General features: G+C 67.8%; 22 protein-coding genes and 1 pseudogene. 10 read left to right on the top strand and 13 right to left on the bottom strand.

Going from position 1 to position 26,423, the window contains the following annotated elements; genetic code table 11:
- Window positions 1-3: 3 nt before the first annotated feature.
- The 3 genes from ACZYY4_RS10980 to ACZYY4_RS10990 form a co-directional block, all read right to left on the bottom strand.
- Complete coding sequence (locus ACZYY4_RS10980) at window positions 4-810, bottom strand: aldo/keto reductase (protein ID WP_463810207.1); 807 nt, start codon at window positions 808-810, stop codon at window positions 4-6.
- 407 nt (window positions 811-1,217) lie between these two features.
- On the bottom strand, window positions 1,218-2,087 hold the full coding sequence (locus tag ACZYY4_RS10985) for an inositol monophosphatase family protein (protein ID WP_463810024.1): 870 nt from the start codon (window positions 2,085-2,087) through the stop codon (window positions 1,218-1,220).
- Between the two features lie 64 nt (window positions 2,088-2,151).
- Window positions 2,152-2,628, bottom strand: coding sequence for a flavin reductase family protein (locus ACZYY4_RS10990; RefSeq protein WP_463810208.1), 477 nt, complete (start codon window positions 2,626-2,628; stop codon window positions 2,152-2,154).
- A 291-nt stretch (window positions 2,629-2,919) separates the two neighbouring features.
- On the opposite strand from ACZYY4_RS10990, the gene ACZYY4_RS10995 reads away from it, so the two are divergent.
- The 3 genes from ACZYY4_RS10995 to ACZYY4_RS11005 all read left to right on the top strand — a co-directional run bounded on the left by ACZYY4_RS10995 (window position 2,920) and on the right by ACZYY4_RS11005 (window position 6,619).
- A complete protein-coding gene (locus ACZYY4_RS10995; protein WP_463810025.1) occupies window positions 2,920-4,755 on the top strand; it encodes an acyl-CoA dehydrogenase in 1,836 nt (611 codons plus the stop codon).
- 162 nt (window positions 4,756-4,917) lie between these two features.
- On the top strand, window positions 4,918-5,886 hold the full coding sequence (locus tag ACZYY4_RS11000) for a GlxA family transcriptional regulator (protein ID WP_463810026.1): 969 nt from the start codon (window positions 4,918-4,920) through the stop codon (window positions 5,884-5,886).
- 19 nt (window positions 5,887-5,905) lie between these two features.
- Window positions 5,906-6,619: a DJ-1/PfpI family protein gene (locus ACZYY4_RS11005; protein WP_463810027.1), complete on the top strand. Its 714-nt coding sequence runs from the start codon at window positions 5,906-5,908 to the stop codon at window positions 6,617-6,619.
- Between the two features lie 184 nt (window positions 6,620-6,803).
- Here ACZYY4_RS11005 and ACZYY4_RS11010 read toward each other — a convergent pair whose 3' ends face one another.
- Window positions 6,804-8,150, bottom strand: a complete 1,347-nt coding sequence (locus ACZYY4_RS11010; protein WP_463810028.1) for an acetyl-CoA C-acetyltransferase — start codon at window positions 8,148-8,150, stop codon at window positions 6,804-6,806.
- A gap of 139 nt (window positions 8,151-8,289) precedes the next feature.
- Between ACZYY4_RS11010 and ACZYY4_RS11015 the strand changes: the two genes are divergently transcribed.
- Together ACZYY4_RS11015 and ACZYY4_RS11020 are read left to right on the top strand one after the other, a co-directional pair.
- Window positions 8,290-9,663 (top strand): 3-oxoacyl-ACP reductase, encoded by a 1,374-nt coding sequence (locus ACZYY4_RS11015; RefSeq protein WP_463810029.1) that lies wholly within the window; start codon window positions 8,290-8,292, stop codon window positions 9,661-9,663.
- 1 nt (window position 9,664) lies between these two features.
- A complete protein-coding gene (locus tag ACZYY4_RS11020; RefSeq protein WP_463810030.1) occupies window positions 9,665-10,507 on the top strand; it encodes a MaoC/PaaZ C-terminal domain-containing protein in 843 nt (280 codons plus the stop codon).
- A 19-nt stretch (window positions 10,508-10,526) separates the two neighbouring features.
- Here the strand turns inward: ACZYY4_RS11020 and ACZYY4_RS11025 are convergent, their stop codons facing one another.
- On the bottom strand, window positions 10,527-11,132 hold the full coding sequence (locus ACZYY4_RS11025) for a TetR/AcrR family transcriptional regulator (RefSeq protein WP_463810031.1): 606 nt from the start codon (window positions 11,130-11,132) through the stop codon (window positions 10,527-10,529).
- Between the two features lie 165 nt (window positions 11,133-11,297).
- Here ACZYY4_RS11025 and ACZYY4_RS11030 point away from each other — a divergent pair, with 165 nt between their 5' ends.
- Complete coding sequence (locus ACZYY4_RS11030) at window positions 11,298-12,770, top strand: PE-PPE domain-containing protein (RefSeq protein ID WP_463810032.1); 1,473 nt, start codon at window positions 11,298-11,300, stop codon at window positions 12,768-12,770.
- A 13-nt stretch (window positions 12,771-12,783) separates the two neighbouring features.
- Here ACZYY4_RS11030 and ACZYY4_RS11035 read toward each other — a convergent pair whose 3' ends face one another.
- A complete protein-coding gene (locus ACZYY4_RS11035; protein WP_463810033.1) occupies window positions 12,784-13,410 on the bottom strand; it encodes a TetR/AcrR family transcriptional regulator in 627 nt (208 codons plus the stop codon).
- An 80-nt stretch (window positions 13,411-13,490) separates the two neighbouring features.
- Window positions 13,491-14,684, bottom strand: a complete 1,194-nt coding sequence (locus tag ACZYY4_RS11040; protein WP_463810034.1) for a glycoside hydrolase family 3 N-terminal domain-containing protein — start codon at window positions 14,682-14,684, stop codon at window positions 13,491-13,493.
- Between the two features lie 146 nt (window positions 14,685-14,830).
- On the opposite strand from ACZYY4_RS11040, the gene ACZYY4_RS11045 reads away from it, so the two are divergent.
- Window positions 14,831-15,004, top strand: a complete 174-nt coding sequence (locus ACZYY4_RS11045; protein WP_013827163.1) for a DUF2613 domain-containing protein — start codon at window positions 14,831-14,833, stop codon at window positions 15,002-15,004.
- 49 nt (window positions 15,005-15,053) lie between these two features.
- Window positions 15,054-19,313, top strand: coding sequence for an alpha-(1->3)-arabinofuranosyltransferase domain-containing protein (locus ACZYY4_RS11050; protein WP_463810209.1), 4,260 nt, complete (start codon window positions 15,054-15,056; stop codon window positions 19,311-19,313).
- Between the two features lie 20 nt (window positions 19,314-19,333).
- On the opposite strand, the gene ACZYY4_RS11055 is transcribed toward ACZYY4_RS11050, so the two are convergent.
- Complete coding sequence (locus tag ACZYY4_RS11055) at window positions 19,334-20,269, bottom strand: hypothetical protein (protein ID WP_463810035.1); 936 nt, start codon at window positions 20,267-20,269, stop codon at window positions 19,334-19,336.
- A 111-nt stretch (window positions 20,270-20,380) separates the two neighbouring features.
- On the opposite strand from ACZYY4_RS11055, the gene ACZYY4_RS11060 reads away from it, so the two are divergent.
- Entirely contained in the window at window positions 20,381-21,757 is a 1,377-nt protein-coding gene (locus ACZYY4_RS11060) for an NADP-dependent succinic semialdehyde dehydrogenase (protein ID WP_463810036.1), read from the top strand.
- Window positions 21,758-21,783: 26 nt separating this feature from the next.
- On the opposite strand, the gene ACZYY4_RS11065 is transcribed toward ACZYY4_RS11060, so the two are convergent.
- The 5 genes and pseudogenes from ACZYY4_RS11065 to ACZYY4_RS11085 all read right to left on the bottom strand — a co-directional run bounded on the left by ACZYY4_RS11065 (window position 21,784) and on the right by ACZYY4_RS11085 (window position 25,805).
- Window positions 21,784-22,725, bottom strand: a complete 942-nt coding sequence (locus tag ACZYY4_RS11065) for a R2-like ligand-binding oxidase (RefSeq protein WP_463810210.1) — start codon at window positions 22,723-22,725, stop codon at window positions 21,784-21,786.
- Window positions 22,720-23,406 (bottom strand): annotated as a pseudogene (locus ACZYY4_RS11070) (TetR/AcrR family transcriptional regulator); the annotation flags it as partial. The gene ACZYY4_RS11065 and the pseudogene ACZYY4_RS11070, both read right to left, overlap by 6 nt.
- A gap of 90 nt (window positions 23,407-23,496) precedes the next feature.
- Window positions 23,497-24,099: an NAD(P)H:quinone oxidoreductase gene (gene wrbA, locus ACZYY4_RS11075; RefSeq protein WP_463810037.1), complete on the bottom strand. Its 603-nt coding sequence runs from the start codon at window positions 24,097-24,099 to the stop codon at window positions 23,497-23,499.
- Between the two features lie 18 nt (window positions 24,100-24,117).
- Window positions 24,118-24,711: an FMN reductase gene (locus ACZYY4_RS11080; protein ID WP_463810038.1), complete on the bottom strand. Its 594-nt coding sequence runs from the start codon at window positions 24,709-24,711 to the stop codon at window positions 24,118-24,120.
- Window positions 24,708-25,805 carry an LLM class flavin-dependent oxidoreductase gene (locus tag ACZYY4_RS11085; RefSeq protein ID WP_463810211.1) on the bottom strand — a complete coding sequence of 366 codons (1,098 nt, stop codon included), beginning with the start codon at window positions 25,803-25,805 and terminating at the stop codon, window positions 24,708-24,710. Before ACZYY4_RS11085 ends, ACZYY4_RS11080 begins: the two co-directional genes overlap by 4 nt.
- 157 nt (window positions 25,806-25,962) lie before the next feature.
- Between ACZYY4_RS11085 and ACZYY4_RS11090 the strand changes: the two genes are divergently transcribed.
- Window positions 25,963-26,421 (top strand): MarR family winged helix-turn-helix transcriptional regulator, encoded by a 459-nt coding sequence (locus ACZYY4_RS11090; protein ID WP_463810039.1) that lies wholly within the window; start codon window positions 25,963-25,965, stop codon window positions 26,419-26,421.
- The last annotated feature ends 2 nt before the right edge of the window (window positions 26,422-26,423 follow it).

The raw sequence follows: 26,423 nt of genomic DNA on the forward strand, positions 1-26,423 counted from the left end.
GGGTCAGGTCCCCACGAAGGTCATCGGGTGGTGGTGAATCCGGGTCCCGTTGTGCAGCGCGTTGAGCTCGTCCATGTCGTCGTCGCTCAGTTCGAAGTCGAAGACGTCGAAGTTCTCAGCGATCCGGTGCGGTTTCGACGAGCGCGGAGTGACCACGTTGCCCAGCTGCAGGCTCCATCGGATGAGCACCTGAGCCGGTGAGCGGTCGTGCTCGGCCCCGATCGCCTTCACGGTCGGGTTGTCGATCACCCGCACGATGACGTGCCGCTCGCCGAAGCCCAGCGGGCTGTGCGCCTCGGTGACGATGCGGTGCTCGGCGTGGAACCGGCGCAGCTTCTCCTGGTTGAACAGCGGGTGCAGTTCGACCTGGTTGAGTGCGGGTGCCACCGATGTCTCGTCGACGAGTTCGGTGAGCAGGTCCTCGGTGAAGTTGCAGACGCCGATCGACCGGACCAGACCCTCTTCACGGGCATCGATCATGGCCTGCCAGCTGTCGAGGTACTTGCCCACCTCCGGGGCCGGCCAATGCATCAGGTAACTGTCCAGGTAGTCCAGCCCGAGCCGGTCGATGCTCTCCCGGCAGGCGTCCAGCGCACTGGTGTAACCCTGTCGAGACGTGCCGAGCTTGGTGCTGACGAACAACTCGGACCGCGGGATTCCGGACGCCTCGATGGCGCGGCCGACCACCGCTTCGTTGCCGTAGGAGGCGGCGGTGTCGATCAGCCGGCACCCGCCCTGCAGGGCGGCCAGCAACGAGGCCTCGGTCTCTTCGTCGGACAGTTTGGCAACCCCGAGCCCGAGCACGGGCATGGTCACCTGGTCATTGAGGGCGATCTGGGGAATTGGATTCGAATTATGCCCGCCCCTGGCGGACTCAGTGGTCTCCACTGCAAATGAAGTCGTCATCTTTTCGACCTACACAATCTGTTACTTTGCCATCTCTAGTTACGTGCCTAGCAACCTGTAATGCCGCTGGTCGCGGCTATATCGAGGCATATTCGAGAGCTATCGAGAGCCCCGGCTGTTACGACGCTGGACCTCCTGGGTTTTGACAGCAGATGATGCGCCCAGCCAGCGATTACCGCGTCGTCGCGATCGGGCCCCAGGGCGCATCCGCACGATCCGTTATACCGACGTGATCAAACCGGGGTCAACCCGTGATACGCAATAATGCGACACAATAGTGAAGCTGATCACAATTCAGTCGGGGCGGGCGACTACTGCGAGATCGGCGTCAAACCATCTACTTGCCGCAATAGCTCGATGAATTCGTCGGCGATGCCCGGCGCTGCGGCGATGATCACTTCTCCGCTGTCGATCTCCGGGCCCGGCAGCATCACCCGCGCACCCGCCTCGGCTGCGATCAACGCTCCGGCCGCGTAATCCCATGGCTTGATCCCGTGCTCGAAATACACATCCAGCCGCCCGGCGGCCACCATGCAGAGATCCAGGGCCGCCGATCCGATCCGACGCACGTCGCGCACCCTCGGCAGCAGTCGGGCCAGTAACGCCGCCTGCGCGGCCCGGCGCCGCGGCGAATACCCGAATCCGGTACCCAGCAGTGCCACGGACAGTTCGGTGACGTCGGCGCAGCGCAGCGCCGCGGTGCCCGCGCGGTCGGTGACCTGCGCGCCCAGCCCGGCGCCGGCCGAGTAGATCCGGTCACCGACCACATCCGCGACCGCGCCGGCCACCGACGCCCCGCCGATCTGCGCCGCCACCGACACCGCGTAGGCCGGTACGTCGTACATGAAGTTGACGGTGCCGTCGATCGGGTCCACCACCCAGGTGACGGCGCCGGGTTCACGGCCGGAAACGTCGCCCGAGCCGCCGCCTTCCTCGCCCAACACCGCATCGCCGGGCCGCAGTTGCGCCAGCCGATCCCGGATGAAGCGCTCGGTCTCGGTGTCGACCACCGTCACCGGATCGGTCGGACTGCTTTTCGTCTGGACCAGGTCGGGGGCCGATTCGGCCGCATCCGCGCCGAACACCTCGGCGCGGCGCCGCCGCACGAATTCGGCGGCCTCGACCACCAGCGTCTCGGCCGTGGACCGCAACTGTCCTGGTTCACTGCGCAGTGTCGCCATCTGCCCATAGCAACACATCTGCGGCGGCTATCGCATCTTCGACGAAGCCGCACCGAAGCGGCGACTAGCCCCCGAGCCGGCGGAAACCGCTGCGGTGAAACACAATCGGCGTGACCTCCGGGTCAACCGTGACATCGCAGACCCGCAGCACCACAATGGTGTGGTCGCCGGCGGGAACCAACTGTTCAACCGCGCTGCCCAACCACACTCCGGTGCCCTTGATGAACACCGCACCCTCGTTGGTCACCGTCTCCAGCCCGGCGAACCGGTCACCGGTCTTGGCGGCCAGGGTGCGTGCCGCGCAGTCGTGAGCCTCGCCGAGCACGCTGATGCCCAACCGGGGTGAGTCCTTGAGTTTCGGCCACGTCGTCGAGGTGTTCTGCACGCAGAACGACACCAGGGGCGGCTCCAGCGACACCGGGACGAAGGTGCTGGCAGCCAGCCCGACCCGGACTCCGTCGACCTCGGCCGCGACTGCCACCACCCCGGACGGGAAATGCCCGAACGCCTCCCGCAGCGACGATGGCGTCAGCGGGGTCAGGTCGCTCGGGGGACTCACGGGGGGATTCACCGGGGACTCGTTCACGTCATCGAATCTGGTCGTCGGATCTGGTCGCTGAAGAACCCTACCCGCAGTGACATGGCATTGGCGGAGCGGCTGCGACCCACGGGCCGACCAGGTGAGACCAACTAGTTGGTTAGTTAGATACCAGGATGTAGCTCACACTAGCTTGCGTTGTGGCCTCCAGGGGGTATATTTCAGGACACGTTACTGGTGGGTAACTTAAGCCTGAGTACCCAACCGCAGGTGGCATTCCATGAGGAGGAAGTAGTGAGCCACTACAAGAGCAATGTCCGTGACCAGGTATTCAACCTGTTCGAGGTATTCGGCCTGGACCGGGTCTTCGGCCAGGGCGAGTACGCCGACCTGGACGTCGACACCGCTACGGAGATGCTCGGCGAGATGGTCCGACTGGCCGAGGGTCCGATTGCTGACTCGTTCGTCGACGGTGACCGCAACCCGCCGGTGTTCGACCCGGCCACGCACACCGTGACGCTGCCCGAGTCCTTCAAGAAGTCGGTGCGCGCCACCCTGGAGGGCGGATGGGACAGGGCCGGCATCGACGAACAACTCGGCGGCATGGCGATGCCCAAGGCGCTGATGTGGTCGCTGCACGAGCACATCCTCGGCGCCAACCCGGCCGTATGGATGTACGCCGGCGGCGCCGGTTTCGCCAACATCTTCTACCACGTGGCCACCGAAGAGCAGAAGAAGTGGGCGGTCATCGCCGCCGAGCGCGGTTGGGGCTCGACCATGGTGCTCACCGAGCCGGACGCCGGCTCGGATGTGGGCGCCGGGCGCACCAAAGCCATCCAGCAGGACGACGGCTCGTGGCACATCGACGGCGTCAAGCGGTTCATCACCTCCGCTGACTCCGACGACCTGTTCGAGAACATCTTCCACCTGGTGCTGGCCCGCCCCGAGGGCGCCAAGCCGGGCACCAAGGGCCTGTCGCTGTTCTTCGTGCCGAAGTTCCTGTTCGACTTCTCCACCGGCGAGCTCGGTGAGCGCAACGGCGCATTCGTCACCAACGTCGAGCACAAGATGGGCCTGAAGGTCTCGGCCACCTGTGAGCTGACCTTCGGCCAGCACGGGGTTCCGGCCAAGGGCTGGCTGGTCGGCGAGGTGCACAACGGCATCGCCCAGATGTTCGACGTGATCGAGCAGGCCCGGATGATGGTGGGCACCAAGGCGATCGCCACGCTGTCCACCGGCTACCTCAACGCGCTGGAGTACGCCAAGGAGCGGGTGCAGGGCGCCGACCTGACCCAGATGACCGACAAGGCCGCGCCGCGGGTGACCATCACCCACCACCCGGACGTCCGCCGGTCGCTGATGACCCAGAAGGCTTACGCCGAGGGTCTGCGGGCGCTGTACATCTACACCGCCAGCTACCAGGACGCCGCGGTGGCCAAGGCTCTGCACGACGTTGAGCCTGATCTCGCCGTCCGCATCAACGACCTGCTGCTGCCGATCGTCAAGGGCGTCGGCTCCGAGCAGGCCTACGCCAAGCTCACCGAGAGCCTGCAGACCCTGGGCGGTTCGGGCTTCCTGCAGGACTACCCGATCGAGCAGTACATCCGCGACGCCAAGATCGACTCGCTCTACGAGGGCACCACGGCGATTCAGGCGCAGGACTTCTTCTTCCGCAAGATCATCCGGGACAAGGGGCAGGCGCTGGCGCACGTCGCGGGCGAGATCGAGGCGTTCATCGCCAACGAGTCCGGCAACGGCCGGCTGAAGGCGGAGCGCGAGTTGCTGGCCACCGCACTGGCCGACGTCCAGGGCATGGCGGCGACGCTGACCGGCTACCTGATGGCCGCGCAGGAGGACATCTCCAGCATCTACAAGGTGGGTCTGGGTTCGGTGCGCTTCCTGATGAGCGTCGGCGACCTGGTGATCGGCTGGCTGCTGGCGCGTCAGGCCGCAGTGGCCGTCGAGAAGCTCGACGCCGGCGCCGAAGGTGCCGACCGGGCCTTCTACGAGGGCAAGATCGCGGTGGCGTCGTTCTTCACCAAGAACTTCCTGCCGTTGCTGACCAGCACTCGCTCGGTGATCGACGCCATCGACAACGACATCATGGAGCTCGACGAGGCGGCGTTCTAAAGCCTCACAACCGCACAGACCGCGCAGGCCCCCGAGGTGATCCCTTGGGGGCCTGTTGCATTGCCCGGGTCGCCCGCAACACCGCGAGCAGACAGTTCCCTGTCCTGATATGTGGGATGTATGACGTAGACGCCATCGTGTCCGGCGGCAGACACTGATGGCGTGACCCGCAAAGTCGTCATCCTCGGCTATCCCGGCATCCAGGCGCTGGATGTGTTCGGGCCGGCGGAGGTGTTCGCAACGGCGTCGCTGGCGCTGCTCGGCGACGGCCGCGGCGAGGACGGGTACGACGTCACGGTGGCCAGCCTCGGCGGCGAGGCGATCGCCACCAGCAGTGGGCTGGCCATCGCAACGACCGTGCTGCCCGACCCCACCCGGGCTCTCGACACGGTGGTACTTCCCGGGGGCACCGGCGTCGAGGCGACACGGAGCGACGCGGAGACCCTGGCGTGGATCCGCACCGCTGCGGCCCACGCCCGGCGGACGGTCAGCGTGTGCACCGGCGCGTTCCTGGCCGCACAGGCCGGCCTGCTCGACGGGTTCCGCGCCACCACGCATTGGGCGTTCGCTGACGCACTGGCGCGCGAGTTCCCCGCGGTCGCCGTCGATCCCGAACCCATCGTCGTGCGCAGTTCTGAGTCGGTGTGGACCGCGGCGGGTGTCACCGCCGGTATCGATCTGGCGCTGGCGTTGGTTGAAGAGGATCACGGAACCGAGGTGGCGCAGACGGTGGCTCGCTGGCTGGTGCTGTATCTGCGCCGGCCCGGCGGGCAGTCCCAGTTCGCGGCTCCGGCCTGGCTGCCGAGGGCCCGTCGCACGCCGATCCGCGATGTGCAGGAGCTGATCGAGCGCGAACCTGCTGGCGCGCACCGGATTCCCGAGCTGGCGGCCCGGGCCGCGATGAGTCCCCGGCACTTCACCCGGGTCTTCACCGACGAGGTCGGAATCGCTCCCGGCGCCTACGTGGAGCAGGTACGTACCGAGGCCGCGCGCCGACAACTCGAGGAGACCGACGACACCGTTGTCGCGATCGCCGGCCGGTGCGGCTTCGGCACCGCGGAAACCCTGCGCCGCACCTTCATCCGTCGGCTCGGTGTCTCGCCCGACCGCTACCGCAAGACCTTCGCCTGACCCCTGAAAGGACTCCCCCATGCAGATCGCGATCGTGCTGTATCCCGGTTTCACCGCGCTGGATTTCATCGGCCCCTACGAGGTGCTGCGTTGGCTGCCGCACGCACAGGTGCGCTTCCTGTGGCACGAGCCGGGACCGATCACCGCCGATTCCGGTGTCCTCGTCGTGGGAGCCACCCATTCATTCGACGAAACACCTTCCCCCGACGTCATTTTGGTACCGGGTGGGATGACGTCGGTGGAATATGCCCGCGACGAGACGCTGCTGGACTGGTTGCGGCGGGCTCACCGGACCGCGACCTGGACCGCATCGGTGTGCTCGGGTTCGGTCATCCTTGCCGCCGCCGGTCTGCTGGCCGGCAAGCGGGCCACCTCGCATTGGATGGCGCTCCCCGCGCTCAAGACATTCGGCGTGACCCCGGTCGGTGACGAACGCATCGTGCATGAGGGCGACATCGTCACCTGCGCGGGAGTCTCGGCCGGCATCGACCTGGGCCTGTGGCTGGCCGGGCGGATCGGTGGCGAGGACCGCGCGAAGGCCATCCAATTGTCGATGGAATACGACCCGCAGCCGCCGTTCGACTCCGGCCACATGTCGAAGGCGTCGGTGAAGACCAAGGCAGCGGCTGCCACGCTGATGGCCAAGGACCTGGCCAAGCCGGCCCAGTTGAAGGCCGCCGCACTGCTGCTGTGGGACCGGGCGATCGGCGCTGCCCGAACTCGCCGCAGCTAGCCGCGGCCGCCGAACCGGAATGAAGTTGGCCGCCGCTGGATCCCCTCAGTCCAGCGGCGGACCAAGCACAAGTTGCTCCGCGGTGCCGCTGGGGCAGCCGGCCACGCCGAGCGAACCGTGCTGTCGACTACCCGGCGCCGCCGCGGCACAAACCTGGTCTGCCCTGGTCGTCGGACCCGAACCGCTACGCCTCCAGGATGGCGGCCACACCTTGGCCCCCGGCGGCACAGATCGAGATCAGCGCCCGCACCGGCTTGTTCTTCGCGGCCCCTTTCCCGGCCGCCTTGGCTTCGGCGATCTGCTTGGCCGCCTGCGCCACGATCCGCCCGCCGGTGGCTGCGAACGGGTGCCCGGCCGCCAGCGACGAGCCGTTGACGTTGAGCTTGGACCGGTCGATCGCACCCAGCGCCGAGTCCAGTCCCAACCGCTGTTTGCAGTAGTCCTCGGACTCCCACGCAGCCAGGTGGCACAGCACCGTCGAGGCGAACGCCTCGTGGATCTCGTAGAAGTCGAAATCCTGCAGGGTCAATCCGTTGCGGGCCAACAACCGCGGCACCGCGTAGGTCGGGGCCATCAGCAACCCGTCGGGGCCGTTGACGTAGTCGACGGCAGCCGTCTCGGCGTCGACGAAATAGGCCAGCGGGGTCAGCTTGTGCGCGGCCGCCCACTCCTCGCTGGCCAGTAGCGCCACCGACGCTCCATCGGTCAGCGGCGTGGAGTTGCCCGCGGTCATGGTGGCGTCGCCGGCCTTCGCCCCGAACACCGGCTTGAGCGTGGCCAGCTTCTCCGGGCTCGACTCGGGCCGCAGGTTGTTGTCACGGTAGAGCCCCTGGAATGGCGTGACCAGGTCGTCGAAGAAGCCGCGATCGTAGGCGGCGGCCATGTTGCGGTGGCTGGCCGCGGCCAGCTCGTCCTGGTCCACCCGCTTGATCCCCATCGCCTTGGTGGTGATCGCCTGGTGGTCGCCCATGGACAGTCCGGTCCGCGCCTCCTTGTTGGCCGGGATCTCCACGCCCAGCGCGGCGGGCAGCTTGCCGAGCAGCTTGAGGCGCTGAAGGTTCGACTTGGACCGGCGCAACGCCAGCAGCGTGCGGCGCAGCTCATTGCCGACCTCCAGTGGCGCGTCGGAGGTGGTGTCCACTCCGCCGGCGGCCGCCACCTCGTAGCGGCCGGCGGCGATGCCGTCGGCGGCGCAGATCGCCGCCTGCAGCCCGGTGCCGCAGGCCTGCTGCAGGTCGAAGGCCGGTGTGTAGGGCGACAGCGCCGAGCCGAGCACACACTCGCGGATCAGGTTGAAGTCACGGCTGTGCTTGAGCACCGCGCCGCCGATCACCGCGTCCAGCTTCTCGCCGGCCAGGCCGAACCGGTCGACCAGACCGCCCAGCGCCGCGGTGAACATGTCCTGGTTGGACGCGCTGGCGTATGCGCTGTCCGAGCGTGCGAAGGGGATGCGGTTGCCACCGAGGACGGCGACGCGACGTCGCGCGCCGGTGCCGGCGGGTGTGGGCTCAGTAACAGATCCAGATGCCACGATCTCTCCGTCTGGTGGTGGGGTGCCCCGCAGTGCCGGGACCGTCGGGGTGATACTACCCAGTATTCTTACTCTGGAGTAAGTTCGTTGTCGACACCGCAGCCTGCACCAGGCTCGTCCCCACACGGAAGGCAGCTCGATGCCCCCTAAGGCCCCCAAGCTTCCCTCGGACTTGTTGTCCCAGATCATGAACTCCGGCCCCGGATCGTTCTTGTCCAAACAACTCGGCGTTCCGCAGGCCGAGACGCTGCGCCGCTACCGAGTCGGCGAGCCGCCGCTTGCCGGACCGCTGCTGATCGGCGGTTCAGGCCGGGTGGCCGAACCGCTGCGCGCCGCGCTGACTGGCGACTACGAAGTGGTCGGCGACAACCTGGGCGGCCGGTGGGCCGACTCGTTCGGCGGGCTGGTCTTCGACGCCACCGGTATCACCACGGCGGCCGGACTGACCGAACTCCACGAGTTCTTCACCCCGCTGCTGCGCAACGTCGGCCGTTGCGGCCGGATCGCGGTGGTCGGCACCACCCCGGACCAGACCGGCAGCGTCGACGAGCGGATCGCCCAGCGAGCCCTGGAGGGTTTCACCCGCTCGCTGGGCAAGGAACTGCAGCGCGGCGCCACCGTGCAGCTGGTGTACCTGTCGCCCGACGCCAAGCCCGGCGCCAGCGGCCTGGAATCGACGCTGCGGTTCATCTTGTCGGCCCGCTCGGCCTACGTAGACGGACAGGTGTTCTACGTCGGCGCCGACGACGCCACCGCGCCCGGCGACTGGGACCGGCCGCTGGATGGCAAGGTCGCGATCATCACCGGCGCCGCGCGCGGTATCGGGGCCACCATCGCCGAGGTATTCGCCCGCGACGGCGCCAAGGTGGTGGCGATCGACGTGCCGGGTGCCGCCGAGGCGCTCGACGCGACGGCCACCCGGGTGGGCGGCACCGCGCTGGCCCTGGACGTAACGGCCGACGACGCGGTCGATCAGGTCACCGCCCATCTCAAGGAGCATCACGGCGGCAGGGCCGATGTGCTGGTCAACAACGCCGGGATCACCCGCGACAAGCTGCTCGCCAACATGGACGATGCCCGGTGGAACTCGGTTCTGGCCGTCAACCTGCTGGCGCCGCAACGCCTCACCGAGGGCCTGGTGGCCAACGGCAGCATCGGCAAGGGCGGCCGGGTGATCGGCCTGTCCTCAATGGCGGGCATCGCCGGCAACCGCGGCCAGACCAACTACGCGGCCACCAAGGCCGGCATGATCGGGCTCACCGACGCGCTGGCACCAGTGCTGGCCGGCAAGGGCATCACGATCAACGCCGTCGCGCCCGGCTTCATCGAAACCGATATGACCGCGGCGATCCCGCTGGCCACCCGCGAGGTCGGTCGCCGGTTGAACTCGCTGTTCCAGGGCGGTCAGCCCGTCGACGTCGCCGAGTTGATCGCCTACTTCGCCGGACCGGCGTCGAACGCGGTGACCGGCAACACCATCCGGGTCTGCGGCCAAGCCATGTTGGGGGCGTGACATGACACAACCCAGCGGCATGAGGAACATGTTGCGTGCGGTCGCCGGGGCGCTGCCGTTCGTTCCGCGCGCCGGCACCCTGCCGGACCGGACGGTACGGATCGACGAGCTGGCCATCGACCCGGGTCACGTCGCCGAATACGCCGCGGTCACCGGACTGCGCTACGGCAATCACGTGCCGGTCACCTATCCGTTCGCATTGACCTTTCCCACGGTGATGTCTCTGGTGACCGGATTCGATTTCCCATTCGCCGCAATGGGATCGGTGCACACCGAGAACCGGATCGTTGCGCACCGGCCGATCGCGGTAACCGACACCGTCGGCGTCAACGTGCACGCGGAGAACCTGCGCGAACACCGCAAGGGCCTGCTGGTCGACATCGTCACCGACCTCAACGTGGGCAACGAGTCGGCCTGGCATCAGGTGACGACGTTCCTGCATCAGCAGCGCACCAGCCTGTCCGATGAGCCCAAGCCGCCACCGGCCAAACAGCCCAAGCTGGGACCACCGAACACGGTGCTGCGGGTCAGCCCGGGCCAAATCCGGCGCTACGCCTCAGCCGGCGGCGACCACAATCCGATCCACACCAGCTCGATCGGCGCCAAACTGTTCGGGTTCCCGACCGTGATCGCACACGGAATGTTCTCCGCGGCAGCGGTTCTGGCGAACATCGAGGGGGCGCTGCCGGATGCGGTGGACTACTCGGTGCGGTTCGGCAAGCCGATGCTGCTGCCCGCGAGCCCCGGCCTCTACGTCGACCGGGTCGACGACGGCTGGGATCTGGCGCTGCGCAACGTCGCCAAGGGCTATCCCTACCTGACCGCTGCGGTGCGGGCGCTGTAGCCTGCACCGTTTGTGCGAATCAAGCCCTGTCGACCGAGAGGCCGGCCGCCCGGAGCAGGGCGGCCTTGCTGACCTCCCAGCGAGTGCTGACGACCTCGACACCCCAGACCGGGATGGACATCACCAGCCCGCGGACCACCACCATCACGGTGTCCATGTAGGCCGGCGCGGAAAAGCCCGGAGCGGGGTCGGGCAACGCTTCGGCGGAGACGACGGCCAATCCATAGATGTGCTGCTCCAAGGACTTCACGGTCGTGGCGACCTGCGGATCCGTCCAACACGCAGCCCATAGATGTGCCACCGAAAGTGCTTGCGGGGTAGTGAATTCCCGCCAGATCAAGTCGAGATAACCCTCCAGGTCGAGCGCCTCGGCAGCCGCCGTCTCCTCGAAGTGGACGCGGGCCTGATTGGCCAGTTCGAAGGCAAGCTGAGCCACCGCCGCGGTCACCAGATCATCGCGGCTCGGGAAGTGGTACATCACCGTGCTCTGCGACACCCGGGCGACGCCGGCGACCCGACGCGTCGTCACCGCTGCGACCCCCTCGGTCCGCAGCAACTCGACGGCCGCGCCGACCAGTGCTTGACGCGTGGCGGTGCGCTGTTCGGCCCGGGTGCCACTTTTCATTCAGATTCCCCTATTGCGTTAACAGGTCCGTCACAGCTAATCTTACTAATCACCTGAACAGCGAACCGTGGTTTGGGCTTCGTTCCTGCTGGTCAGGACTGAGGGTCTTGCCTTGGACACATTGTAAGGAAAACGCGGACCATTAACTTGTCAACGGAGGTCGACATGGTCAGTCGGAAAGTGCGTTCCCTCGGAGTCGTTCCCGCGGCGATCGCCGGGGTCGCCGCATGGGGCGTCGTACCGGCCCTGAACCCGGCGGTGATCGCTGCGACGAAAACGGTGCCGGCCCAAGCGAAGTTGTTGGACACCGAGTCATGGATCATGGGCGGCAGCGGCCTGCCGATACCTCCGCAGAGCTACATCGACGCGCTCAGCGCCCGCTACATCGACCCCGGCGTCCCGTTCTTTGACGGCCAGCCCCGCTACCCGGTGGATGCGACGAACGGCCTGTTCACGCCGGAAGGCCTCTACCCCAACAGCGGCGTCAAGAGCCTGGAACTGGATCCGTCCTTGGCCCAGGGCGTCACCATCCTGCACAACACGATCGACCAGCAGATCGCCGAGGGGAACAACCTCGTCGTACTGGGATACTCGCAGAGCAGCACCATTTCCACCGTCGTGATGCGCGATCTCTTGGCGCTGCCCGCCGACCAACAGCCGACCGCCGATCAGCTGTCCTTCGTGCTGCTCGGTGCCCCCAACAATCCCAACGGCGGCTTGTTCGAACGTTTCAATGTCTTAGACGACGGCAGCTACCCGACCATCCCGAGCCTGGGCATCACCTTCAACGGCGCAATCCCGGAGGACACCCCGTGGGCTACGACCGTCTACACCCTGGAATACGACGGCTACGCCGACTTCCCGAAGTACCCGATCAACTTCATCTCGGACCTCAACGCCGTCCTGGGCATCATCTACGAGCACACGATCTATCCCAATCTGACCGCCGAGCAGCTAGCGACGGCAATCGAATTGCCGATGAGCGAGGGTTACGACGGAAGCACCCAGTACTTCATGATTCCCAGCGAGATACTGCCGCTGTTGATGCCGCTGCAGTCGATCCCCGTCGTCGGCCAGCCGCTCTACGACCTACTGGAACCGGCTATGCGCGTCCTGGTGAACCTCGGCTACGGCAGCATCACCGATGGCTGGTCCTCCGGCCCGGCTGATGTGGCCTCCACGTTCGAGTTGTTCCCGACCGACCTCAACTGGGGTGAGGTTCTGACGGCTCTGGGCAATGGGGCGCAGGAGGGCTGGACCAACTTCGTCGACGATCTGTCGAATCTGTCCTTCCCCAGTGCAGCCGATCTCCTGGGCGCCTCGGCGGGGGATGCCACGTCGTTCGCGCTGCCCAGCCTGACCGAAATCGTCAACACGTTCAGCAGCATCGCCTCGACGGCGTATTCCGCGCTGCTTCCGACTGCCGATATCCTCAACGCGCTGTTCACCACCGCACCGGCGTATGCGTTCGACGTATTCGCCCAGGAACTCGGGCAAGGCGACATCCTCAACGCCATGGGTCTGCCGATCGCGGGCATCGTCGGATTGGGCACGCTGGGACTCGGTTTCGAATACCTCGCACTCAACGGCGCGATCCGAGACATCACCGCCGACCTGCAGAGCCTCTTCACGGCCTGAGGCCGCACCCGGATTACCCGACAGCGGCGCTCTCTGCGCCGTCGCGGCCACCGGGCGCGTCCTTGAGGCCGCGCCAGAACAGGTCGATCATCAGCTCGCCCGCCTCGTCGACGTCGGTGTCACCGGTGCTGACCCGGCTGGCGATCGCCTCGCCGGCGCCCACCAGCGCGACCGCCATCATGTCGAAGTCGACGCCGGGCTCGGGGTTGCGGGTGCCTGCCTGCAGCAGCCGGCCGACCAACTCGACGATCCGCTCGCGGCCCTCACGCACCGTGTGGGCGAACGCCTGCGAACTGGTGGCCTGGGCATACATCACGATCCACGACGCCCGGTTGGTGTCGATGTAGTGCAGGAACGACCGAATGGTATTGCGCAGCAGGTCCTTCGGGCTCTGCCGGAAGTCGATGCTGGTGCGCACCGCCTCGACGAAGCGGCGCAGTTCGCGGTCCAGGCACGCCCCGAACAGTTCCTCCTTGGAGCCGTAGTACAGATACAGCATCGGCTTGGAGATCTGCGCGGCAGCGGCGATCGAGTCCATCGAGGTTTCGTGGTAACCATTGACCGAGAACATCTGCACCGCGGCGTCGAGCATCTGCTGTTCACGCACGGCCCTTGGTAACCGCTTGCTACCAGCTGCCATCGCCTCGAGGTCCTTCCGCGTACGTACTGCGGCACGATCTTACCGAAGAGTAACTTGGGCGGTCCGCCGCGGCGGCGGGATCAGCCGTGGCAATGGGTTCCGGGCAACTTGACCGCGGCCACCCGGGCCAGTGACGCGTCGATGGCGTCGGGCTTCAGCTCGCCGGCGGCCACCGCCTGCTCGAGCCGGTCCAGCACCGCCGGAACCTCGTCGGTGGTGACCCACAGCGCGATGTCGACGCCGGCCTGCAAGCTGCGCAGCACCGCCTCGGCGACGCCGTAGTGCTCGGTGATGGCGGCCATCGACGACAAGTCGTCACTGAACACCAGCCCGCCGAACGCCGGTCCGTGATAGTCGGTGCCGGTGCGCAACAGGTTGACCGCCGCCGGGCTCAGACTGGCCGGGTCCTCGGTCAGTCCCGGCACCTCCAGGTGGCCCATCATCACTGCCACCGGCGCCTGGGTGACCAGCGTGCGGTACGGCACCAAGTCGTTGTCCTGCAACTGCGTCAGCGGCGGCGTGACCACCACCCCGGCGGTGTGCGAGTCGCCGGAACCGTGGCCGTGACCGGGAAAGTGTTTGAGCACCGGCAGCAACCCGGCGTCACGCAGCCCCTGGGCGTAGGCCCCGGCGTACTCGGTGACCTTGGCCGGGTCCGAACCGAACGAGCGGTCGCCGATCACCGTGTCCTCGTCGGTTCCGGCGCCCACCACGTCGACGACGGGTGCGAAGTCGACGGTGATGCCCAGATCAGCCATCTTGCGGCCCCGCACGGCGGCCAACTCGCGCACCTGCGCGACGCTGCGCGTGGCGGCCAGCTCCTTCGCTGACGGCGAGGACCCGATCAGCGACGACAGCCGAGCCACCCGGCCGCCCTCCTCGTCGACACTGACCGCCAGCGGCAACGGGCCGGTAGGGGCCTGGTTTTCTTTGATCTCTTTCAGGGAACCATCGGTCAGCATGGAGCGCTCAGTCCAGCTGCCGATGAAGATGCCGCCCACATGGTGGTCGGTCACCACCGCGCGCGCGTCTGCTGCATCGCGGACCCCGACCATCACCAGCTGTGCCAGCTTGTCGCGCATGCTCAGGGCCGCCAGCTGTTGGCAGGCCGGATCGACCGGCGGGGCGGCTGTCGAGGTGTCCGACGACTCCAAAGAGGACGCCTCCGACGACACGGGGGTCTCGCTGCGGTGCGTGCAGGCCGTCACCATCGCCGGCAGCATCGTGACCGCCAACAGCAGACCGGGCAATTGTCGAGTCAGCGATCGAGGCATCGCACCATGCTGTCACGGCCGGAACATGCAGGCTCATGCGGCGGTCCCGGCAAGGCCCGCATGCTACGTTGGCCGTCGGAGGTCAGCGGGGGCAGATTTGACGGTGCCCCGAGATCACGTTGCGGAATTGCGGAAGGAGCCTGACCATGCCTCGATTCGTGGTACCGGCGGCCATCAGCATCGTGGTCGGGGTGCTGCTCGGTGCGGCGGCTGTCTTCGGGGTGACCTTGATGGTGCAACAGGACACCAAGCCGCAGATCGCCGGAGGTGACCCGCAGTCCTCGGTGCTGAACCGGGTGGAATACGGCAACCGCGGCTGACCTGCGGGCGCCGGCAGCTTCCGAACGTCCGCCGGTGGAGTCGCCGGTTGTGACACCGTTGTCGCGACGCTGGTTGTGGTTGGTCGGCGCGCTCGCGTTGGCGTGCAGCTTCATCCAGGCACCCGGCCGGATCTCTCCCGACACCAAACTCGACCTGACCGCCGATCCGCTGCGGTTCTTGGCCCGCGCCCTCAACCTGTGGAGCAGCGAGCTGCCGTTCGGCCAGGTGCAGAACCAGGCGTACGGCTACCTGTTCCCGCACGGCACCTTCTTCCTGATCGGCGACCTGGTGGGGCTGCCCGGCTGGATCATTCAGCGCCTGTGGTGGGCGGTGCTGCTCGCGGTGGGATTCTGGGGCCTGCTGCGGGTCGCCGAGACGTTGCGGATCGGCACCCCGACGGCACGGCTGATCGGCGCCTTGGCATTCGCCCTGTCACCGCGGGTATTGACCACGCTGGGCTCGATCTCGTCGGAGACGCTGCCGATGATGCTGGCCCCCTGGGTGCTGCTGCCGGTCATCCGGGCGCTGGGTGCGCCGGGTAGCGAGACGCCCGGGCGTCCGCTGCGGATGCTGGCCGGTCAGGCCGGGGTCGCGGTCGCTCTGATGGGCGCTGTCAACGCCGTCGCGACGCTGGCGGGTTGCCTGCCGGCGATCATCTGGTGGCTGTGCCATCGCCCGAACCGGCGCTGGTGGCGGTTCACCGGCTGGTGGGCGCTGGCGCTGGCACTGGCGGTGACGTGGTGGCTGGTGGCGCTGGTATTGCTGGGCCGGGTCAGTCCGCCGTTCCTGGACTTCATCGAATCCGCCGGGGTGACCACCCGGTGGACCTCGCTGACCGAGATGCTGCGCGGCACCCACAGCTGGACACCGTTCGTCGCGCCGGACGCCACCGCCGGGGCACCACTGGTCACCCGCCCGGTGATGATCCTGGGCACCTCCCTGGTGGCCGCCGCGGGGCTGGCCGGCCTGACCGGCATGCTGCGCCGGCAACTCCCCGGCGCCGGGCGGCTGGTCACGTTGCTGCTGGTCGGGGTGACCCTGCTGGCGCTGGGCTATGCAGGCGGACTGGGTTCGCCGCTGGCCCACCCGGTGCAGGTATTCCTCGACGCGGCCGGCGCACCGCTGCGTAACGTGCACAAACTCGAGTCGGTGATCCGGATCCCGTTGGTGCTGGGACTCACGTACCTGCTGGGCCGTATCCCCCTGCCGGGCAGCGCACCGGTGTCGGTGTGGCGGCGCGCCTACGTTCACCCCGAACACCACAAGGCGGCCGCGGTCGGTCTGGTGATCCTGACGGCACTGATGGTCAGCACGTCGCTGGCCTGGACCGGCCGGCTCACCCCGCAGGGCACATTTCAGGCGCTGCCTCAACATTGGCGCGACGCCGCCGCCTGGCTCGGCGAACACAACAACTCCGGCCCGACTCCGGGTCGGGTGCTGGTGGCCCCGGGAGCCCCGTTCGCCACCCAGACCTGGGGCACCAGCCACGATGAACCGCTGCAGGTGCTGGACGCCGGCCCGTGGGGAGTACGCGACTCGATTCCGCTGACCCCGCCGCAGACCATCCGGGCACTGGACTCGGTGCAGCGCCTGTTCGCGGCCGGCCGCCCCTCGGCCGGGTTGGCCGACACCCTGGCCCGGCAAGGCATCTCCTACCTGGTGGTGCGCAACGACCTGGATCCCGACACCTCGCGGTCGGCCCGGCCGCTGCTGGTGCACCGCGCCGTCGACGGCTCACCGGGCCTGCAACGCGTGGCACAGTTCGGCGACCCGGTAGGGGCGGGAACGGTGCCGGGATTCGTCTCCGACAGCGGCCTGCGGCCGGCCTATCCGGCGATCGAGATCTATCGGGTCGGCGACCCGCCGGCCGGTGGGAGTCCGGGCGCACCGTACCTGGCCGACGTTGACCGGATGCCGCGGGTCGCCGGCGGCCCGGAGGTGTTGCTGCGGCTCGACGAGCACCACCGGTTGCGCGGCCAGTCGGTGTTGGGTCCGGTGCTGATGACCGCCGACGCCCGGCGCGCCGACCTGGGTACCCCCGGAAGCCTCGGAGTCACCGTCACCGACACGCCGCTGGCCCGCGAGACCGACTACGGCCGGGTCGACGACCACTCATCGACGATCCGGGCCGCCGGCGACGCCCGGCACACCCACAGCCGGGTGCCGGACTATCCGACGCCCGGCGCGGCCACCGTCTTCGGCGGCTGGGTCGGCGGGCGGCTCACCGCGTCGAGCTCTTCGTCGGACGCCACCACGCTGCCCGACGTCGCGCCGTCCACTTCCCCGGCTGCCGCCATCGACGGCGACTCGGGCACCGCCTGGGTGTCCAACGCGCTGCAGTCGGCGGTCGGTCAGTGGCTACAGGTGGACTTCGACCACCCGTTGACCAACGGCACCATCACCGTGACACCGAGCGCGACGGCCGTCGGCGCGCAGGTGCGACGGATGCAGATCTCCACCGTCAACGGCACCACCACGCTGCGGTTCGACCACGCCGGCCAGCCGCTGACCGCCGCGCTGCCCTACGGCGAGACGCCCTGGGTGCGGATCACCGCCTCCGGCACCGACGACGGCTCAGCCGGCGTGCAATTCGGTATCACCGATCTGTCGGTCACCCAGTACGACGCGTCCGGTTTCGCGCATCCGGTCGACCTGCGCCACACTGCGCTGGTCCCGGCTCCGCCGGCGGGTTCGCAAGTGGCGCAGTGGGATCTGGGCGCCGGCTTGCCGGGCCGCGCCGGCTGTGCCGCGGCCCCCGAGACGGTCCGCTGCGCGGCCTCGATGATGCTCGAGCCCGAGGAGCCCGCCACCTTCAGCCGCACCCTGAACGTGCCGCGGCCCATGTCGGTGACCCCGACCGTCTGGGTGCGGCCCCGCCAGGGGCCCAACCTGGTCGATCTGATCGCCGAGCCGGGCATGGCGCGGGCCCGCGGTGACTCCGACGTGCTCGACGTGCTCGGGTCGGCCTACGCCGCCACCGACGGCGATCAGGGCACCGCCTGGACAGCATCGCAGCGGGTGGTCGCCCACCGGTCCCCTCCGACGCTGACCATCACCTTGCCGCGGCCGGTCGAGGTCACCGGATTGCGGTTCACCGCCAGCAGGTCCCCGCTGCCGGCGCAGCCCACGCTGGTGGCCATCGATCTCGGATCCGGCCCGCAGGTCCGGGATCTGGCGGAGTCCGACGAACAGCGGGTGCGATTGCAGCCGCGGGTCACCGACACCGTCACGATCAGCCTGCTGGAATGGGAGGACGTGATCGACCGAACGGCGATCGGCTTCGACCAGCTCAAACCGCCCGGGCTGGCCGAGGTCACCGTGCTCGGCTCCGACGGCCGTCCGGTCGCGCCCGCCGACCCCACCCGCAACCGGTCCCGCCGAGTCACCGTCGAATGCGGGCACGGCCCGATCGTCGCGATCGCCGGCCGGTTCGTACACACCTCGATTTCGACCACGGTGGGCGCTCTGCTCGATGACGCGCCGGTGCCCGCACAGGCCTGCGATAAGCGGCCGATCGCATTGCCCCCCGGCGAGCAGGAACTGCTGATCAGCCCGGGTTCGGCGTTCGTCGTCGACGGCGCGACGCTGTCCGGGCCACTGGCGGCACGGGCTGTCGCCGGATCCGCCACGACGCCGGCCGACATCGGCACGTGGGGCCCGGCCCGGCGGGAGGTGACGGTTACCGGTGCGGCGGCCTCCCGGGTACTGGTCGTTCCGGAGAGCATCAACGGCGGTTGGGTGGCGCGTACATCGGCCGGCAGCCGACTGGTCCCGGTGGCGGTCAACGGATGGCAGCAAGGCTTCGTGGTGCCCGCTGGGACGGACGGCACGATCACGCTGGCATTCGGCCCCAATCGGATGTACCGCCTGGGGATGGCCGGTGGATTGGCCCTACTGCCCCTGCTGGCCCTGCTGGCCTGGTGGCCGGCGCGGCGGACCCACAATCCCGGGCCACCCGCGCAGCCCTGGCGGCCCGGCCGCTGGGTGGCAGTGGTGGGTGCGCTGACGGTCGGCACCCTGATCGCCGGGACCGCCGGGACCGGTGTGTTCGGGGCGGCGCTGATAATGCTGTTCGCGCTGCGGCACCGGCAGCGCGCGTTTGATGTGGCTCGACTCGGATTGAGTGCCGGTGGGCTGATCGTGGCCGGTGCGGTGTTGTGCCGGCACCCGTGGCGGTCGGTGGACGGCTATGCCGGCCATTCCGCGGGTGTGCAGTTGGCGGCCCTGGTCTCGGTTGCAGTGCTGGCGGCGACGGCGGCGGTGGTCGCCAGCCCGGCGGAGCCGGGCGCAGCGGGCCACCGCGACTAACCCGGTGGTCGCCAGCCCGGCTACTGCGCAGCCTCGAGCTTCTCAATCTGGGTGTTGAACAGCTGCACCAGCGCATCGGAGTGCGTGGCATCATCCGATGCGTCCTTGTCCATCCGGAGCCCGATGTCATTGCTGCTGGCGACGACGAGCACACCGCGGTAGTACCCGGAGACGGTGGATGCGGTGATCGCGATCGGCAGCCGGATGGCGGCCTTGCTGGAACTGGTGATCACCGTCGCGACCGCCCACTCCGGCACCCCGTCGGCGTCCAGCGGGCTCAGCTGAATGTCGGTGGTGACGCTGCGCCCGCCGGACTCGAAGGTCTGCTTGAACGACTGGCACTTGTCCAGGACACCCTTGAGGTCCGGACGGTCCGGGGTCAGGGCCAAGCGCACCCGCATCGAGTGCAGACCACCGGGTTGGAGCTTGGCCAACGTCGCCGTCGCCGTCTGGGTGGCGGACTTGGGGCTCGAGTAGAAATCCGCGCATTCGGGCGGGTCCACCGTCAGATTCGGCATCTCCGAGGGGGCATCGCCAGCGCTATTGACTCCGCTGATCCATTTGCCGCCGGATGAGTCCGGGAAGGAGGCTCGATCCACCAGCATGTCCGAGGTCAGTTCGGTGATGTCCGGCTTGCGGGACGGCTTATCCTCCGCCATGAACCGACCGCCAGAGCTCAGCAGCAGTGCCACGACCATTACCGCCGCCAGCGCTGCCGCTCCCAGCGAAAGCCAGAGCCCTTTGCGCGACTTGGTCTCGGGCATCGGCCACGGCGCACCGTAGTGCGGATAGGGCACCGGGCCGGAGGCGTTGGCTGGTGTTCCCTGACCGAAGTCGTCGACCCACAGTTGCCAACCGGGAGGCGGTGGTGGCCACGACGGATCCGGCGCCCAGTTGGCGTCCGGCGCCCAGCCGGGGGGCGCGGGCGGCCAGTTGGGCGGAGGGTTGAAACGCATCCGGTGACTCCGTATCGATGTACTGACGCTGGCTCGTCGCGAGCCTACGCGGTTCGATAGTGGCAGGCTGGACCTGCACACGTCACGACGCAGCGCCCGAAGGAGACCCGCGTGCCCGCTATTGCCACCACCAACCCGGCGACCGGGGAGACGGTCAAGACGTTCACCGCAGCCACCGAAGCGCAGATCGACGCCGCGATCGCACGCGCGGCAGCCCGCTTCGCCGACTACCGGCGCACCGATTTCGCCCAGCGCGCCCGATGGACGCACGCGGCCGCCGACCTGTTGGAGGCCGAAGCCGACGAAGTCGCCGCGATGATGACGCTGGAGATGGGCAAGACGTTGACCTCCGCCAAGGCCGAAGCGCTCAAGTGCGTCAAAGGCTTCCGGTTCTACGCCGACAACAGCGAAGCACTGTTGGCCGACGAGCCCGCCGACGCCTCGACGGTGAACGCGTCGAAGGCGTTCGCTCGCTACCAGCCGATCGGGGTGGTACTGGCCGTCATGCCGTGGAACTTCCCGCTCTGGCAAGCGGTGCGGTTCGCCGCGCCGGCGCTGATGGCCGGCAACGTCGGCCTGCTCAAACACGCCTCCAACGTGCCGCAGACCGCGCTGTACCTCGCCGACCTGTTGTCTCGCGCCGGTTTTCCCGACGACTGCTTCCAGACCCTGCTGATCGGGTCGGGTGCCGTGGAGCGTGTGCTGCGCGACCCGAGAGTGGCGGCGGCGACCCTGACCGGCAGCGAACCGGCCGGGCGGTCGGTCGCGGCCATCGCCGGCGACGAGGTCAAACACACCGTGCTGGAATTGGGCGGCAGCGACCCGTTCATCGTGATGCCGTCCGCCGATCTGGAGGCCGCGGTGGCTACCGCGGTCAAGGCCAGGGTGCAGAACAACGGCCAATCTTGTATCGCGGCAAAGCGATTCATCGTCCACACCGACATCTACGACGAGTTCGTCACCAACTTCACCACCCAGATGGCGGCGCTGCGGGTCGGGGATCCGACCGAACCGGACACCGACGTCGGACCGCTGGCCACCGAGCAGGGCCGTGACGAGGTCGAACAGCAGGTCGACACCGCGGCCGCGGCCGGCGCGGTGATCCGTTGCGGCGGGAAGCGGCTCGACCGCCCGGGCTGGTTCTACCCGCCCACCGTGGTCACCGACATCACCCGCGACATGGCGCTGTTCACCGAGGAGGTGTTCGGCCCGGTGGCGTCGGTGTACCGGGCCGCCGACATCGACGAGGCGATCGATATCGCCAACGCCACCTCCTTCGGACTGGGATCCAACGCCTGGACCCGCGATGAGGCCGAGATCAGCCGGTTCGCCGACGAAATCGAGGCCGGTCAGGTCTTCATCAACGGGATGACGGTGTCCTATCCGGAGTTGCCGTTCGGCGGGATCAAGCGGTCCGGGTACGGCCGGGAGCTCTCGGGGCACGGCATTCGCGAGTTCTGCAACCTCAAGACGGTGTGGGTGGCCTGAGCCTCGCCAAAGCGACGGGCGCGGGCTCAAGCGGAAGCGGCCAGCACCCTTGCGTCCTCGTCGGCGAACGTGTCCTCCAATTGCACCGGCGAGTAGTCGAGGTCGATCTCGCCGACCGGGCGGCCCCGGGCGCTGCTGATCGTGCCGAACCGGCGCGTCCCCTTGTCCATGGAGTAGTGCAGCAACTCTGCGGATGACAATCCGAACGGGATGTCGTCGCCGTAGATGTCGTTGCCCTCGGCGTTGTAGCTCACCAGCAGCGGCAGCAGCTCGTTCATGCGTGTTTCGAACACGGCCCAGTTGGCGTCATCTGCGGCGACGTGCCGTCGGCAGGTGAAGGTGCCCCAGGCCATGTGGCGCCGCTCGTCATCGGCGATGCGCCCGATCAGCGCCTGCATTCCGGGCAGAATGCCGCGCTGCACGCAGATCTTGTGCCAGGCGTAGTAACCGGTCAGCGCCAGCGTGCCCTCGACGAAGTGGTTGTAGGTCACCGACGCCCGAACCTGGGAAGCCGGTGACGGATCGACCGCGAGAGCCTCGAGTGATTCCGGCAGCTCCTCGTTGAATATCCGCAGGTAGGAGGGAAGGGCGTCGAGATAACTGTGCAGATCCTCGGTTATCCCGACGGTGTCCAGCCACATCCGGAATACCTGGGTGTGCTTGGCCTCCTCGAACGCGAACTGGGTCAGATACATCTCGTCGCCGAGCCGGCCTTCGGCACGCATCGCCGCCATGAACGGCTGGATGTCCTGGGTCACCGACTCCTCGCCGGCGATGAACTGCGCGCACAGTCGCACGGCGTAGTCGCGTTCGGCGTCGGTCAGCGATTCCCAGTCCTGCCGATCACGGGAGAAGTCGATGTCGGCGGGATCCCAGAATTTCGCGTTGCCACCGGCAAACAGCTTGAGTGGCAGGCTATCCCAGTTCAGTCCGCCCGCGGCCAGTGAGTCAAAGCGGGTGCGTGTCACGGAATTGCCTCCTCTGATTGATGACGACGGGCGAGTTGTCTCGCCGCCGAATGCCGCGGCCAACACCGCGACCAGGCGGCGCACCGCCAGGGCCGGTTGTTCCGGGGTGGGTTCGTCGAGGCCGAGAATCGGATCGATGCCACGCAGGTATGGGGCCAGCGCCAGGTGCGGGAAGATCAGCAGCAGCAGCGACAACAGCGCGTCGGTGTCGGCGTCCGCGCGCAGGTCGCCGCGAACCAGGGCATCACGCACCAGCGGGCGCAGCACCTCCAGATAGTGGCGGTGGATGACGGTCCGCACGCTGATCCGGGCGTCGGTGTCCGCCTCGAGACTGGCGGCGGCGTGCAGCGCCCGGTCCCGCGGGTGGTCGGCGAAGTAGGCGACCCACACGTCGAGCAGGTCGGTGAGGAACTCGAAGAACGGTCGGCTGGAGTCGAGTTCGGCGATCTGTCGCTCCATGTAGCAGCGCACCCGCTGACCGCCGGTGTCGGCGACGAACGCATACAGGTCGGCCTTGTCGGCGAAGTACTGGAACAGGCTGCCCTTGGCGACTTTGGCGCGTCGGGCAATGACGTTCAGGCTGCCGCGCGAGTAGCCGCGAGCACTGAACTCAGCCTCGGCAGCCTCCAGCACCGCGGCCCGGCGCGCCGGGTCGACCCGCCCCCACGTCACTGTCGGCATCGAACCACCTCACTGGAATGACCACTGGTCATCCTAGTGTGAGGCCCGTCACGTCACAAGGGGGCGAAGCCGCCTACCGTCGCAGCCGGGTCATGACCCGGCGACCTTGGCGGCCACGCCCACCACCCGGGTGGCCAGGTGATCGAGCGCCGCCAGCGTGGTCTCGTCCAACTCGTTCTGGTTGTCCGGGCCGGTGACCTGCCCGACCCCGTAGGGATTGCCGTCGGCGAACTTGATCGGGTCGGTGTAGCCCGGCGGCACCAGGATCCCGCCGAAGTGCATCAGGGAGACGTAGAGGTTCAACAGCGTGGTCTCCTGCCCACCGTGCAGGGTCTGACTCGAGGTGAAGCCGGCGTAGACCTTGTCGGCGAGCGCCCCCTTGGCCCACAGTCCGCCCAGCGAGTCGATGAAGGTGCGGAATTGTGCTGACGGAGAACCGAACCGGGTGGGTGAGCCGAAGATGACGGCGTCCGCCCAGACGATGTCGTCGCCGGTGGCGGCCGGTAGATCCTTGGTCGCCTCGTAGTTGGCGCTCCACGCCGGGTTGTGGGCGAATGTGGCCGGATCCCGCGTCTCCTCCACGTGCCGCAGACGCACTTCGGCGCCCGCCGCCTCGCCGGCCCGGGCCACCCGCTCGGCCATCGAGGTGCCGTGTCCGGTGGCCGAGTAGTAGATAACCGCCAACTTCGTCATTGTCGTTCACTCCTTCTTTCAGGCGCCCGCAAGCAGGCGTTGTATTTCATCGAGTTCTGCGCAGACCGTGTCGCCGGGGCGCGGACCGCGTAGTTCTAACAGCCGGGTGAAGTCGTTGGCTGCCTGGGCAATCCGCTCGGACAGCCCCTGCGCACCGAAGTCTGATGTCGCGGCGTACACCCCGGTGGGGGAGACGACGGCGTGCAGGTAACTGAACATCGGACGCAGGGCGTGATCGAGCACCAGCGAGTGCCGCTCGGTTCCGCCGGTCGCTGCGATCAGCACCGGCGTGCCGTTCAGGGCCTGCTCGGGCAGCACGTCGAAGAACGACTTGAACAACCCGCTGAACGTCGCATTGAACGTCGGTGTCACCGCGATCAGTCCGTCACAGTCGGCAACCGTCTCGAACACCTGCTCCAGCTCCGGCGAAGCGAACCCGGTCAGCAACGCGTCGGTGATGGCCCGGCCCAGGTGGCGCAGCTCGATAACCGAGACTTCGATGTCCGCTCCGGCGGTCTCGACCTCAGCGCGTACCGCCTCGCCGAGCCGGTCGGCCAGCAGTCGGGTGGACGACGGCTCACGCAGCCCACCGCTGATCACCACCAGCCTCACGACGCCTTCTCGATCTCGGGCCGGTCCGCGGCCTCGACCAGGGACCGGTGCGTCGGCGCATCGGGCACGTGCGCGGGCCGGCCGACGGCGAACTCCTTGCGCAGCGCCGGGACAACGTGCTCGCCCAGTAGGTCGAGCTGTTCCAGCACCGTCTTGAGCGGCAGGCCCGCGTGGTCGACCAGGAACAGTTGACGCTGGTAGTCGCCGACGTAATCGCGGAAGCCCAGGGTCTTGTCGATGACCTGCTGCGGCGAGCCGACCGTCAGCGGGGTCTGGGCGCTGAACTCCTCCAGGCTCGGGCCGTGCCCATAGACCGGGGCATTGTCGAAGTAGGGCCGAAACTCGTTCACCGCGTCCTGACTATTGGGCCGGATGAACACCTGGCCGCCCAATCCCACGATCGCCTGGTCGGCGCCACCGTGGCCGTAGTGCTCGAAACGCTCCCGGTAGAGCCGCACCATCCGTTTGGTGTGCGACGGCGGCCAGAAGATGTGGTTGGCGAAGAAGCCGTCGCCGTAGTGCGCGGCCAGTTCGGCGACTTCGGGACTGCGGATCGAGCCGTGCCAGACGAACGGAGGAACCCCGTCCAGTGGCCGCGGCGCCAGCGTGAACCCGTGCAACGGCGTCCGGTACTGCCCGCTCCAGTCGACGACTTCCTCACGCCACAGCCTGCGCAGCAACTGGTAGTTCTCCACCGTCAGCGGCAATGCTGCCCGGATGTCCTTGCCGAACCACGGGTACACCGGGCCGGTGTTGCCACGCCCCAGCATCAGGTCGACGCGGCCGTCGGCGAGGTGCTGCAGCACGCTGTAGTCCTCGGCGAGCTTCACCGGGTCGTTCGTGGTGATCAACGTGGTGGCGGTGGTCAGCTGAATTCGTTCGGTCTGCGCCGCGATGTAGCCCAGCAGGGTGGTCGGTGACGAGGGCACGAACGGCGGGTTGTGGTGCTCGCCGGTGGCGAACACGTCCAATCCGACCTCCTCGGCCTTCTTGGCAATCGTGACGGTCGCCCGGATCCGTTCAGCCTCGGTCGGCGTGCGGCCCGTGGTCGGGTCGGCGGTGACATCGCCGATGGTGAAGATGCCGAATTGCATACCCGTGCTCGACACGACTGCCTCCTTAGCTTCGCGTTCGCCACCCTACATGATAGTTGCGAACGACACTAGTTTCAGATCCTCGAATGATGTGATCTGGTCTTCTATCACGCTATCTGCTCTCGACAACCATATCGGTATCAACTATATTTCAAGCATGCAGACACCGTGGCTGAACGAAGGGGAACAGCAGATGTGGCGCGGTTATCTCGACAGCACCCGGTTGCTGCTTCGCGCCCTGGACCGGCAACTGACCACCGAGTCGGGGATCAACCTCTCCGACTTCGAGATCCTCGCGCTACTGTCCGAGGCCCCACAACACCGGATGCGGATGAACGAGTTGGCCGACATCACGGTGGCGACCCGTAGCGGGATCACCCGCGCGGTCAAGCGGCTGACCGACGCCGGCTGGGTCCACCAGGTCAAGTGCGACGAAGACAAACGCGGACTCTACGCCGAGCTCACCGACGCCGGCGCGGAAAAGCTGCGGGCCGCGGCGCCCGGGCACGTGAACGCCGTGCGTGCCAACCTCTTCGACTTGCTCAGCCGGCGTGAGGTGGAACAGTTCGCCCACTCCTACGCGCAGATCCGCGACAACCTCGTGGGCAACCCCTGAGC

The organism is Mycobacterium sp. IDUB_21, from assembly GCF_055419425.1.

What these genes read in the sequence shown, in the direction of transcription:
- ACZYY4_RS10980 (WP_463810207.1), bottom strand. Translation starts at nt 810, where the DNA reads ATGCCCGTGCTCGGGCTCGGGGTTGCCAAACTGTCCGACGAAGAGACC.
- ACZYY4_RS10985 (WP_463810024.1), bottom strand. Translation starts at nt 2,087, where the DNA reads ATGGCGACACTGCGCAGTGAACCAGGACAGTTGCGGTCCACGGCCGAG.
- ACZYY4_RS11005 (WP_463810027.1), top strand. Translation starts at nt 5,906, where the DNA reads ATGCAGATCGCGATCGTGCTGTATCCCGGTTTCACCGCGCTGGATTTC.
- ACZYY4_RS11015 (WP_463810029.1), top strand. Translation starts at nt 8,290, where the DNA reads ATGCCCCCTAAGGCCCCCAAGCTTCCCTCGGACTTGTTGTCCCAGATC.
- ACZYY4_RS11020 (WP_463810030.1), top strand. Translation starts at nt 9,665, where the DNA reads ATGACACAACCCAGCGGCATGAGGAACATGTTGCGTGCGGTCGCCGGG.
- ACZYY4_RS11025 (WP_463810031.1), bottom strand. Translation starts at nt 11,132, where the DNA reads ATGAAAAGTGGCACCCGGGCCGAACAGCGCACCGCCACGCGTCAAGCA.
- ACZYY4_RS11030 (WP_463810032.1), top strand. Translation starts at nt 11,298, where the DNA reads ATGGTCAGTCGGAAAGTGCGTTCCCTCGGAGTCGTTCCCGCGGCGATC.
- ACZYY4_RS11035 (WP_463810033.1), bottom strand. Translation starts at nt 13,410, where the DNA reads ATGGCAGCTGGTAGCAAGCGGTTACCAAGGGCCGTGCGTGAACAGCAG.
- ACZYY4_RS11040 (WP_463810034.1), bottom strand. Translation starts at nt 14,684, where the DNA reads ATGCCTCGATCGCTGACTCGACAATTGCCCGGTCTGCTGTTGGCGGTC.
- ACZYY4_RS11045 (WP_013827163.1), top strand. Translation starts at nt 14,831, where the DNA reads ATGCCTCGATTCGTGGTACCGGCGGCCATCAGCATCGTGGTCGGGGTG.
- ACZYY4_RS11055 (WP_463810035.1), bottom strand. Translation starts at nt 20,269, where the DNA reads ATGCGTTTCAACCCTCCGCCCAACTGGCCGCCCGCGCCCCCCGGCTGG.
- wrbA (WP_463810037.1), bottom strand. Translation starts at nt 24,099, where the DNA reads ATGACGAAGTTGGCGGTTATCTACTACTCGGCCACCGGACACGGCACC.
- ACZYY4_RS11085 (WP_463810211.1), bottom strand. Translation starts at nt 25,805, where the DNA reads ATGCAATTCGGCATCTTCACCATCGGCGATGTCACCGCCGACCCGACC.
- ACZYY4_RS11090 (WP_463810039.1), top strand. Translation starts at nt 25,963, where the DNA reads ATGCAGACACCGTGGCTGAACGAAGGGGAACAGCAGATGTGGCGCGGT.